Origin of the sequence: Alistipes sp. An116, from assembly GCF_002161005.1 — a bacterium.
Taxonomy (GTDB): Bacteria; Bacteroidota; Bacteroidia; order Bacteroidales; family Rikenellaceae; genus Alistipes; species Alistipes megaguti.
Map to the genome: position 1 here is coordinate 15,930 of NZ_NFLR01000029.1, position 11,854 is coordinate 27,783.

Below are 11,854 nucleotides of genomic sequence, written 5' to 3' on the forward strand. Positions count from 1 at the left end.
GTACGGACGAGCGAATCGCTACCAAATTCAAACCATAAATTCAGCGAACCGTGAAGAATTTCAAATATCTTTTGTGGACATTCCTGGCAACGGCTCTGGCGGCCGGTTGTACGGACGATCCAACCTATACGCGCGGAGCCGAAGAGGACCCGAATACGTATGGGGTCTACTTCCCCACGCAGAGCTCGCCGACCGAGGTGGAGGTCTCTTCGGCCGACCCGCTGGAGGTGACCTACAAGGTCTGCCGCACGCGCTACATTGATGCCATTACGGTGCCCGTCGAGGTGACGACCAGCGATGAGGGCATCTTCGACATCGAGCCGCTGTTCTTCGGCCCCGGCGAGAAGGAGGCCGAATTCAAGGTCTCGTTCCCCAACGCCCAGAAGGGCAAGGAGTATACGTGCGATATCCGCATCGTGGACCCGCACTACATCTCCATCTACGGACCCAATGCCACGTCGCTCTCCTTCTCGGTGATCCGCGCCGACTGGGTGCCCCTGACCAGCGAGGACGGGTCGACGAACAAGGGCAAATGGCGTGACGACCTGGTCAGCAACCTCTATTCGACAAGCAGTTCGGACTTCAACCCCAATCCCGAAATCGAGGTTGAGATGTACGAGCGTGACGACAAGCCGGGTCTCTACCGGATGAAGGTCTACAATGCCGCCTTCATGGAGGCCTTGACCGGAAGCCCGAACTTCTCCTATCAGAGCCGCGATGTCTATACGATCATTGATGCCAGCGACCCCGACAAGGTCTATATTCCCTATCAGAGCACCGGATTGTCGCTGCTGACCACCGACGGTGAGATCCGCATCGCCTCGAACGTATCGGAGAACTTCTCGATGGACGAGTCCGGCAACCAGTACGGAACGCTGAAGGACGGCGTGATCACCTTCCCGACGCAGAGCATCATGCTCGAGCTGGAGAAGCACTCCGGCGTGTTCTACTATGGGAACATGTCGGGCCTGCTGCGGATTCAGCTTCCGGGAGTCCAGGCCCCCGACTATACGGTCAAACTGACCAAGCACGAACCGGAGGATGGCGTCGTGAATATCGATGCCGCATTTTCCGACGATGCCAAGCTGATGAAATATGCGCTCTACGACGGAGTGGTCGACGATGGACAGGCCAGCCTCTATGCCCAGGATCTGGATGCCGCCAAGGCGGATCCCGACACCTTCGACGGTTCGATCTCGGAGTCGGGCACCATCAAGATCGAAGGCCTCAAGACGGGCAAGTATACCCTTGTCGGCTGCATCTACGGCGAGGAAGGCGGCGACCTGAAGGGGTATGCCTATGTGTCGTTCGGCTATGTGGCCGCCGGCGAGGAGAAGGAGATCGACCTGACCTACGGTCTGGAGACCTCGGACGAGTTTGCCGGACAGGGCATCTCGTCGGACAATGCCGTGAAGTTCTATGCCTATGGTTCGGAGATCGAATCGCTGACCTACGGACTCTTCCGTACGAGCAGCGTCTCGGGTCAGTCGCTCGACGACCTGCTCGACAAGCAGGGTACGAAGCTCTCCGACGAGGAGCTCGAGAATCTCAACGCCGGTCACTTCAGCACGATGCTCACCGGTCTGAACGGAGACAGCGAGTATACCTTTGCACTGCGTGTCAACAACGGCTATTACACGCGGACGATGTCGCAGACGCACAAGACGACGGGAACCTTCAACCCGGGTCTGGAGTACTACGGCTACAGCGACTACCTGGCCAATGGCAGCCAGCCCTCGCTGAAGAAACTGACCGGCACGACGTGGAACTACTACGCCATCAACCTGATGGACGACGAACCGGTCCGCCGGCGGATAGGCGAGGTGACGATGTACGAGGATCCCGAACTGAGCACCAGTTCGCAGCCGGTGGTCCGTGTCAAGGGCCTTTCGGGCATCGACTTCACCTCGGGAGGCGAGGCGCTGGGCTACTACATCCCCAATACCTCGATGTTCTCGGGTTACACCGGAGCGCTGGCCCTCTATGCCGACGGCGAACAGACGACGGGTATATATCTGGGACAGAAGACCTATCTGGGCTTCATGCCTTCGGACGGCAATGGCATCTACTTCTCGTTCGGCATGTTCCTGGGCGCCGTGGCCGACGGATATCTCTATGTCGTGGCATCGCCTGCGGCCGTTGATCAGGGGCTGATGTTCTCGTATCTTTTCACGGGGTCGGTTTATGACCTGTTCAGTCTGACGATGGAGATGATGCTCGTCGATCCGGAGAAGGATATGGGCGGCATTCCCGCTGCGGTCGGGAAGAACATCGCCCTGATGCGGGAGAAGATCCGCAACGGATTCCGTCCGCGGAACTTCGTCGAACTGCCCGAGTTTGGCGGGGGACAGCCCGATATGCCGGCTTTCGGCGGTCGTGAGGCGATCAACGTGGGGGTAAACCGGATTCCGGCCTCGATGCCGACGCTCAAGCGGGCCGAGGCGAAGTTCTCGGTGACGTCGACACGGACGGCCGATGCCGGAACGGAGATGACCTTCAAACGAATCGGAAAGAAAGTAGAATAACAGCGTAAGCCCCGGGACGGGTCCGGACTCCGTGTGAATCCGGCCCGTCGCGAGCGGCGTAATTCAATACGATACACAGATATGCAGAACAGAAAGAAAGTATTGATTCTGGCATCGCTTCTTTTTGCGGCGTGCGGCTCGGATCCCATCCAGGATGCGGCTACCTCGGTTACGGACCCGCAAGAGCCGGCGGCAGCCAAGATCTGCAACTCCTCCACATCGGCCGTCAAGGGAACGATCATCGCCAAGTTCAATGAAGAGGCGATCCCCGTTCTGGAAGAGGCGGCGGCCCGTCAGGCGGCGACCCGTTCGCAGGTGACGCGTTCGGGCATCCAGCGAGTCGACGAGATTTTCGAAGAGTTGCACGTAAGTTCGTTCAAGCGCGTGTTCCCCTATGCCGGCGATCGCGAGGCGCAGACGCGTGCCGCCGGATTGCACCGCTGGTATGTGCTCACCTTCGACGAGGATCAGGATCTCGACGCGGCGGCCGAGCGTCTGGCTTCGGTTGCCGAGGTTTCGAAGGTGCAGTTCAGCGTCGAGCTCCGCAAGGCGTACGACGGCAAGGCCTATCCCTTCACGGGCGGAGCCCACGGAGAGACCCGTGCGCTGGTAACGTCGGATTTCAACGATCCGAACCTCTTCTGGCAGTGGCACTATATCAACAATGCCGATGCCGCCATTGCCACGGCGGCCCGCGTGGGTGCCGATGTCAATGCCGCTCCGGCCTGGAAACTCACGGGCGGCAATTCGCAGGTGATCGTGGCCATCGTCGACGAGGGCATCAAGTATACGCACCCGGATCTGGCGGCCAACATGTGGACCAATCCGAATCCCTCGCCGGAGTACAACAACGAGGATATCCACGGCTACAACTTCGTGGACGAGGGCCCCATCACGTGGGACAAGCGCGAGACCTCGATCTCGGGCGAGGAGTTGGGCGACTCGGGCCACGGAACGCACGTGGCCGGCACCGTCGCTGCGGTGAACAACAACGGTATCGGTGTTGCCGGTGTTGCCGGCGGCACGGGCAACAACGACGGCGTGCGGCTGATGTCGTGCCAGATCTTCTCGGGCAGCAAGGGCGGCACCGACCTGATTGCCAGCCAGGCCATCAAGTATGCCGCCGATCACGGAGCTTCGATTCTGCAGTGCTCCTACGGTTACAGCGGCAACGATATCTCGTCGGACCGTATGTATGAGGAGCGTTCGCCGCTGGAGCACGAAGCCCTGCTCTATTTCATGAATCAGAAAAACTGCCCGGCACTGGACGGAGGACTGGTCTTCTATGCGGCCGGCAACGACGGCCTTCCGGTCTCGCAGTATCCGGGCGCCTACCGCGATGTCATCTCGGTGACCTCGATTGCTCCCGATTACCTGCCGGCCTACTACACGTGCTACGGTCCGGGTTGCAATGTGGCGGCACCGGGCGGTGAGACCACGGGCCAGAGCGGCGGAGAGAAGGCCGGTGTGTTGTCGACGCTCTGCTCGGAGATCTCCGGAGCGGACTACGGCTACATGCAGGGTACCTCGATGGCGTGTCCCCACGCTTCGGGCGTAGCCGCACTGGGCCTCTCGTATGCGCTGGCCAATGGCAAGCACTATACGCGTGAAGAGTTTGTGTCGATGTATCTCACGTCGGTCAGCGACCTGGAGTGCTATCTGGAGGGAACGAAGGAGACCGGCGCCGTTCTCAATCTGGAGGATTACCGCGGCAAGATGGGTACGGGTCTGATCGACGCCTATCAGCTGCTGATGCAGATCGAGGGTACGCCCTGCCTGAAGGTTCCGACCGGATCGCTGCAGTTGATCACCCTGTCGCAGTATTTCGGCGGATCGGCGAACAATCTGACCTATACGGGCATCGAGATGTCGAAGGAGGATCAGGAGAAACTCGGCTTGCCGTCCGAACCGGAGATGTACAACGGACAACTGATGATCAAGTGCATGAAGCCCGGTGTGGCCCACATCACGGTGAAGGCCGTTGCGGGCGGCAACCGTCCGGGCTCGGCCACGATCATCGGCGGTATCGAGGTGACGAAGGAGTTTGCGATCATCGCTCGTGATTCGGGTTCGAAGAACGGCGGTTGGCTTTAACCTGAAATTGCATGAAACACATGAAAAAATACATCTATATTCTCTTTGCAGCATTGCTGTTTGTCGGATGTTCGGACGAAGAGTCCGTAACGGTCGATTCGGAGGTTGTCGGCGAATGGCAACTGATTCAGTGGAACGGCGACATGGCGGATGACTTTGTCGTCTATCTGGAGTTTTGTTCCGACGGCACGTTCAATCTGTACCAGCGGGTCGAGTATTCGTATTTCGAGCGTTATGCGGGGCGTTATACGGCCGACAAGGGGCTTCTCGAGGGCCGCTATGACGACGGAACCTCCTGGTCGTACGGATTTGCGGTGAGTGACGGCGGATATACGTTGACGTTGACCGATCAGAAGAGCCAGGACGTGAATGTCTATACGCGGACGACGGTTCCTGCGGATGTACGCAATGTGGCGGTGACCCGTTCGGAGACGGGCGGCAAACGGTTCCTGTAGTCGTCTTCTTCTCTGCCGGGAAATGAAAAGAGGAGTGGTCCCTTGTGGGGCTACTCCTCTTTTTTTGTGGATTATCCGGGTGGTGTGTGCCGGGAGTCTTGACTATTTGTCCGAGACCTTGTATTTCAGGGGCAGGATGTCGGTTTCACCGGCGGGTGCAGCCTGAAGACGATCGCTTCGATCGCCCATCCGGGCTCTTTGCCCCTTTGCGCCTTTGCCTCTTAGACGCAGGGGACGGTCCGTGTTGTATGGATCGGCGGGGTATTTTCGTCAACCTTTCGTCTGTGCGCGGGAAAGGGGGATGACTTGTAGATTCGGTTTCGGAAGGAGGCGGGGCAGTGTTACCGAGTTTCCGGGCATAAAGGATCATAACGCACTCACTTTGCTGCGAGGGTTGATTCCGTCTGGCGATTGTCCGTTTTCCGCGTGGCGGCAGTTTCGATCGGTTTACACATTGGTTTAAACAAGCTCCCGGTTTCGCCCTGAAAACCGTCCGAAACAAAGTACAAAAAAAGGTTGCCATGCGGATGACAACCTTCTAAATGCAAGGAGGAGCGTCTTTTGAACGCTCCTCCTTCGTGACGCCGACAGGACTCAAACCTGTAACCTTCTGATCCGTAGTCAGATGCTCTATTCAATTAAGCTACGGCGCCTTTCCTTGATTGCGAGTGCAAATGTAGGGCAAATTTCCGAACTGTGCAAATATTTCGTTGAAAAAATTTTATAAATTCTCCCTGGTTTTCTGTCTCTATCTTGCTCCTTCCAGATTGTCAGCCGATTACATTTTGACTCTGGTCTGCCCTCCGAATCGCCTTCGGGAATCTCCCGGAGCTCTTTCCCGTTTCAGCCGGAGTGTTGAAACCGTCGGCCCCCGTATGTTCCGCCCCCGTATGTTCGTTCCGCCTCCGTGTGTACAGTCTCCCGCTTTCAGCTGCCTGTCTTCCGCCTACTGCCTTCCGCTCCTCCGCTATTTGATCTCCCGGTCGGGGTGTTTCTTCAGAAACTGCTCCCAACTCTGCGTTCCGCCCTTCGAGGCCGCCTTTTTACCGCCTCCGAGTCCCTTGACCCATTCGTCGCCCAGGACGGCATTCAGCGGGCTGGAGGTGGCGTAATAGTGGCACAGCGCCACGGCCATGCCGTCCGTGGCATCGAGTCGTCGCGGTGGCTCGTCGATGGTCAGCAGCCGGCAGACGATCGAGGCCACCTGCTCCTTGGTGGCTGAACCGCGCCCCGTGATGGCCTGTTTGATCCGCATCGGAGCGTATTCGAAGACCTGCAGGTCACGGCTCAGCGCTGCGGCCATGGCCACCCCTTGGGCGCGTCCCAACTTGAGCATCGACTGTACGTTCTCACCGAAGAACGGCGATTCGAGGGCCACCTCGCGCGGGCCGTATTCGTCCACGAGTTTGCCGACCCGGTCGAAGATATAACGCAGCTTGGCATAGGGGTCTGTGAGGCGGTGCAGGTCGATGGCTCCCAGTACGACCGAGCGGATCGTACGTCCCTTGACCTCCAGCACGCCGTAACCCATGTAGTTCGTGCCGGGGTCAATGCCCATGATGCGGTATTTTTCCTGCGGTTTCATGTCTTTATGGAGCATTTCGGTGTTTTCGGTGTTTTTCAGTCACTCCGGGGCGGGACCGATGGGCCGCCGTCGGGGCTGGAACGAAGACGCCCCTGCAGCCGGCCAACCGGATCCGCAGGGGCGCCGTCGTGACGGACTGCTTATTTGAGCAGTTCGGCGATCTTGTTGTAGAGCTCCTCGCCGCGCAGATTCTTGGCGACGATCTTGCCCTCATGGTCGATCAGGAAGTTTGCCGGAATCCCCTGGATGGCGTAATCCTTGGCCGACTGGTTTTCGAATCCATCCAGCGAGCTGACATGGATCCAGTTCATCTGGTTCTCCTTGACGGCGTTGAGCCAGCTGTCGCGGTTGTTGTCGTAGGAGTATCCGAAGATCTCGAAACCCTTCTTGTGGAATTCGTCATAGGTCTGCTTCAGATAGGGGACCTCGCCCATGCAGGGACCGCACCACGAAGCCCAGAAGTCGAGCAGGATGTACTTGTTTGCGGGGTTCTCGACCACCGATTTGAGCGACAGCTCCTTGCCGTCGGCATCCTGAGCCGTTACGTCGATGAAGGGCTGACCCGCGTCGGTTTTTTGTTTGGCCTGGGCGTGCGCCTTCAGATTGACGAGGACTTTGGTCTGCTGCATCTCGGGGGAGAAGAGGGCGATTTCGTCGAGCAGCTCCTTGCCCGAGAGTTCGTAGCTCATCTGATCGGCCAGCAGCAGGGCGCCGAAGAGGTTGTTGCGGTTCTGCTCGACGGCTAGGTGGGCCAACTCCTCATACTCCTTTTCGATGGCGGCGCGGCGCTCTTCGGTGGTCGAACTGTCGCGGTACTCCATGATCAGGCGGTAGCCGGCATCGGCATATTCCGTGCTGGCATCATTGGCCGGGGTTCCGGTGACACGTTTGCGCATCGGGCTGTCGGGGTCGTCGCTGACCTGGATTGTTCCGGGTTCGAGCAGCAGCATGGCGGCAAACGTGGCGTTTTCATCGCGGGCATCGCGCAGAATGGCGATCTGAGGCTCCTGAGCCTCGCCCTTGAGGCGGAAGGCGCCCTCCCTGACGGCTGCCGAGTCGAGCAGGTTCTCCTCCTGATCGAAGAGATAGACCACGGGATTTGCTCCGTCGACCTTACCCTCGATGACATATTGGTTCTTGCTGCCGCAGCTGGCCAGCAGGGTGGCGCAGGCTGCGAAAATGAGGATTTTTTTCATGGTTTCCTATTTTTGGAGTTCGTTGAGTTGTTTTTCGAGTTCGTTGACGCGCCGGGCGAGTTCCGGCAGGTTCTTGAAAACGGCCGACGAGCGATGATATTGCATGCCGGGCAGGGCAGGATATCCCAGACGGATCTCGCCGTCGGGGACATTCTTGTCGATACCGCTCTTCGAGCCGACCTTCACCCGGTTTCCGATCGTCACGTGGTCGGCGATGCCGACCTGTCCGGCCAGGAAGCAGTTGTGACCGACCTTCGAGGTGCCGGCGATACCGGTCTGGGCCGACGAGACGGTATTCTCGCCGATCTCGACGTTGTGGCCGATCTGGATCAGGTTGTCGAGTTTCACGCCGCGGCGGATGATCGTCGAGTCGGTCTTTGCGCGGTCGATGCAGGTGTTGGCTCCGATCTCGACGTGGTCCTCGATGATGACGTTGCCCAGCTGGGGGATCTTGTCGAAGCCGCCCTCGGCATTGGGCATGAATCCGAAGCCGTCGGCACCGATGACGGCCCCGGCATGGAGGATGCAGTCGGCGCCCACCGAGCAGCCTTCGTAGATCTTCACGCCGGGATAGAGCGTCGTGCCCTCGCCGACGGTGACGCCGGCACCGACGTAGACCTGGGGATAAATCTGACACCCCTTGCCGATCCGGGCGCCCTCTTCGATGACCGCGAAGTCACCGACGTAGCACTCTTCGCCGACCGTGGCCTTTTCGGAGATCGAGGCGCGGGGGCTGATCCCCTTACGGCGGGGTTTTGCGGCGTTGTACATTTCGAGCAGTTTCACGACGCAGGCGGCGGCGTTGTCGACCTTGACCAGGGTGGCGGCCACGGGCTGCGAGGGTTCGAACGAGCGGTCGACCAGCACGATCGAGGCCTGTGTGGTGTAGAGCCAGGGTTCGTATTTGGGATTGGTCAGATAGGTCAGCGATCCGGCTTTACCAGCCTCGATCGAGGAGACGGTGTGCACCGCGGCGTTTTTGTCGCCCACGACATCGCCGCCCAGAAAGCCGGCGATCATTTCGGCCGTAAATTCCATCATAATCGGGATATTGTTAGAGGTATTGGTTGATATCGATTCCCTGAGGGAGGAACTCCTCGACGGTACGTCCGAAGGAGAGGACCTCGCGGACGGTCGACGAGGAGATGTCGGCCACGGGGGCCGGCGTGAAGAGCATGACGGTGGTCAGAGCCGGGTAGATGCGGTGGTTGGTGGCCTCCATCGTGCGTTCGTACTCGAAGTCGGTGGTGTTCCTTACGCCGCGGATGATGGCGCAGGCGCCGACCTCTTCGGCGAACTGACCGGTCAGTCCGGTGTAGATCCGGGCCTCGACGCGAGGTTCGTGACGGTAGACGTCGTCGATCAGGCGTTTGCGGTTCTCGACGGTCAGCAGGCCGCATTTGGCGGTGTTGTTGCCGATGCCGATCACCACGCGGTCGAAGAGATTCAGCGCCTCGTCGACCAGCGCGGCGTGACCGCGGGTGAAGGGGTCGAACGACCCCGGGAATATTGCAGTGCGCTCCATATTCGGCAAAGGTAGAAAAAAAACGCAAACCGCGTACGTTTTCGGTGTTTTATTCGCGGTTTCGGATCCGGACGGCGTGCCGGCGTACATCGCGGGGAGGGTTTCAGGACGGGCGGTGCGGCCGGCCGGGCCGGTGGGGCCGGTGACCGGTTGCGGCGGTCAGCGTTCGATCCGGATGTATTCCGTGTAGACGATTCGCGTATGGGGGTTCTGCGAGACGATCTCTTGCCGTAGGGCCTTGGTGCCCCAGCGGATGAAGAGGAAACGGTGGGGGATGCGGTGGACGATCTGCCGCAGGGTGTCGACGCTGTGGATGCGGCAGTGGACCGAATCGCGACGGATGATCCCCTCGATGCGGACCCAGGGGTCGCTCCAGCGGAAGGAGTGCAGCGTGTCGAGCCGCGTCCCGAAGCTTCGGGAGAGGATCTCGGAGGTGTCGCGCCGCACGATGAGCGAGTCCCGCAGCGGGGTGCGGATTTCGAGCGTCGACGCAGTGGCGGTCCGGGCCGAGGCTTCGAGCCGACGGAGGCGGATGCCCAGCCGTCGGATCTCTTCGGCATCTTCGGCCCGCAGCCGTTCGAATTCGGCGCAGCGTAGCCGGAGCACCTGTGCCGAGGCGGCCTCTTCGCCGGCCTGCGTGCGGTAGAGGGTGATTTCGGAGGCCAGCGCCTCCTGATTCCGGGCCAGACGTTGATTCTCGCCGTGGTAATGGCGCCATACGACCATCAGCGCAGCCGTGACCGCCACGGCATAGAGCATGAGGTATTTTTTCATGGATTGACGGGTTTGGTTCAACGCGCAAGATAGGTCGTCGGCCTGCGTTTCGGTTTCCAGATTTTTTGGAAACGGCCCTCCCCGGGGCGGGATCGTGCCTATGCCGGCGTGCCGGGTTCCGATCGAACCTCGCCTCTTCCGTTGGCCATACCTTTGCCGGGAGCGGCGTCCGGCCGAGCCTTTTTGTCCTCTTGCCAGCTTGCCGGGTTCCGATTCCCTCTCCCCCCCCCTGCTGGCCCCCCTCTGCTGGCCCCTCCGCTATTCCAGCGCCGCGGCGATTCGTTCGGCCAGAAAGGTCATCAGCGGCACTCCGTTGCAGCGCGAGAGGGAGGTGATGCCGCGATGGTCCGTAAAGAAGAGCTCCTCGATGCGGGACAGATTCCCGAGCCCGAACTCCTCCTTGCGCAGCTCCATCCCGGCCCGGCGGACGGCCTCCCGGGTGATTGAGCGCTCGACACTCTCCGGTCCCGGCGCTTCGAGTACCGTGCGACCTGCGATGGCGAAGAGCGGGGCCCCCTCGGCCTCGCGGAAGTGCCCCTCGGCATCGCAGCGGATGGCTGCCTCCGCCCCCTGGCGTTCGGCCGCCCGGTGGGCCAGCAGCGTGGCCGCTTCATGGGCCGAGGTGGGGGCCTCGGTCAGCGGCAGGTCGTAACGCAGCGCGACGGTTGCGGGTTGCACGCTGCGGTAGCCGTAGCCGTCGTAGTAGGAGATGCCGGCCGGCAGCAGCCGCTCCGAACCGTCGGCCAGCAGCTCGAGGCGGATAAATCCCGAGACCTCGGTCGGGTAGTGCTCCTCCCGGGCGCGGCGTTCGATCCGCCGTTGAAGCGCCTCGGCGGCGGAGGGGTACGGACGCCCGAACCATTCGCGCGAAAGGGCATCGAGCGTCGCCGCATGTTCGGCAACGTGGCGGGCCCGGCCGCGGGCCAGGTGAATGGTCTGATAGAGATAGAGGTCGGTCACTGGAGGAAGATTTTTAGCAGCAGTTCGCGCAGCAGTTCGCCGTCCGACGCACCGCCCGATCCGAGTCCCTTGCTTTTGGCGTCGTATTCGCGCAGCAGCCCCAGAATCTGGAAGACCTTGCGATTGTCCCACCGGGAGGCGTTCTGCTTGATTTCGCCCAGAATGAAGGTGTTGCTCTTGCGCAGGATGCGCATCAGCTCCTGATCCGAGGAAAAGGGCTTGTTGCGGTGGCGCGTAAGCCAGCGCAGGTAGTTCACCACGAAGAGGTCGCGGAACTGGTTGAAGAGAGCCATGACGGTCAGCAGCAGCGGATTCTCCTTCGGGTTGCGGGCGAAGTGGTCGGCGATCATCAGGGCGCGGTTCATGTCGCGCGTAACGACGGCCTTGCACAACTCGAAGTTGTTGAAATCCTTCGAGATGCCGATATTGGCCTCGATGTCGCGGTCCGTGATGCGCTTCGTTCCTTCGGGGAGCGAGACGGTGAGTTTCTGCAGTTCGTTGGCGATCTTCGAGATGTCGGTTCCGAGGTGGTCGGTGAGCATCGAGAGGGCCTTCGGGTCGATCTCCAGGCCGCGGCGTCGGATGAATTGCTGGAGCCACGAGGCGATCTCGTAGTCGCGCGGGCGGACCGATTCGAGCACCACGCCGTTGGCGGCACACCCCTTGTAGAAGGCCGATCGCTTGTCGACGCTCTTCTCCTTGTGGCAGATGACGAGGATGGTCGTGGGCGAGGGTTTCTG

The 11,854-nt window shown here is 60.4% G+C and carries 10 protein-coding genes and 1 tRNA gene; 3 read left to right on the plus strand and 8 right to left on the minus strand.

The features are described 5' to 3' along the window. The first annotated feature begins 50 nt into the window (after positions 1–50). The 3 genes from B5E60_RS12805 (at position 51) to B5E60_RS12815 (ending at position 5,074) form a co-directional block, all read left to right on the plus strand. The gene (locus tag B5E60_RS12805; protein ID WP_087312232.1) at positions 51–2,525 is read left to right on the plus strand and encodes a hypothetical protein; all 2,475 of its coding nucleotides are present in this window, start codon (positions 51–53) and stop codon (positions 2,523–2,525) included. Between the two features lie 81 nt (positions 2,526–2,606). Further along, entirely contained in the window at positions 2,607–4,619 is a 2,013-nt protein-coding gene (locus B5E60_RS12810) for a S8 family peptidase (protein ID WP_087312233.1), read from the plus strand. A gap of 11 nt (positions 4,620–4,630) precedes the next feature. Then, complete coding sequence (locus B5E60_RS12815) at positions 4,631–5,074, plus strand: hypothetical protein (protein ID WP_087312235.1); 444 nt, start codon at positions 4,631–4,633, stop codon at positions 5,072–5,074. Positions 5,075–5,653: 579 nt separating this feature from the next. On the opposite strand, the gene B5E60_RS12820 is transcribed toward B5E60_RS12815, so the two are convergent. From B5E60_RS12820 to holA, 8 genes are all read right to left on the minus strand, one after another. Then, positions 5,654–5,727 (minus strand) — tRNA-Arg (locus B5E60_RS12820). A 314-nt stretch (positions 5,728–6,041) separates the two neighbouring features. After that, positions 6,042–6,659, minus strand: coding sequence for a crossover junction endodeoxyribonuclease RuvC (ruvC, locus tag B5E60_RS12825; protein WP_239403352.1), 618 nt, complete (start codon positions 6,657–6,659; stop codon positions 6,042–6,044). A 140-nt stretch (positions 6,660–6,799) separates the two neighbouring features. Continuing rightward, positions 6,800–7,855 (minus strand): TlpA disulfide reductase family protein, encoded by a 1,056-nt coding sequence (locus B5E60_RS12830; protein ID WP_087312237.1) that lies wholly within the window; start codon positions 7,853–7,855, stop codon positions 6,800–6,802. 6 nt (positions 7,856–7,861) lie between these two features. Continuing rightward, positions 7,862–8,896 (minus strand): UDP-3-O-(3-hydroxymyristoyl)glucosamine N-acyltransferase, encoded by a 1,035-nt coding sequence (lpxD, locus tag B5E60_RS12835; protein ID WP_087312239.1) that lies wholly within the window; start codon positions 8,894–8,896, stop codon positions 7,862–7,864. Positions 8,897–8,909: 13 nt separating this feature from the next. Beyond that, positions 8,910–9,380, minus strand: coding sequence for a pantetheine-phosphate adenylyltransferase (gene coaD, locus B5E60_RS12840; protein ID WP_087312242.1), 471 nt, complete (start codon positions 9,378–9,380; stop codon positions 8,910–8,912). A 159-nt stretch (positions 9,381–9,539) separates the two neighbouring features. Beyond that, positions 9,540–10,154 (minus strand): DUF6549 family protein, encoded by a 615-nt coding sequence (locus tag B5E60_RS12845; RefSeq protein WP_087312244.1) that lies wholly within the window; start codon positions 10,152–10,154, stop codon positions 9,540–9,542. Between the two features lie 258 nt (positions 10,155–10,412). Beyond that, on the minus strand, positions 10,413–11,114 hold the full coding sequence (locus B5E60_RS12850; RefSeq protein WP_087312246.1) for an aminotransferase class IV: 702 nt from the start codon (positions 11,112–11,114) through the stop codon (positions 10,413–10,415). Further along, a partial coding sequence (gene holA, locus B5E60_RS12855; RefSeq protein ID WP_087312248.1) for a DNA polymerase III subunit delta occupies positions 11,111–11,854 on the minus strand: 744 nt, incomplete at its 5' end. The genes holA and B5E60_RS12850, both read right to left, overlap by 4 nt.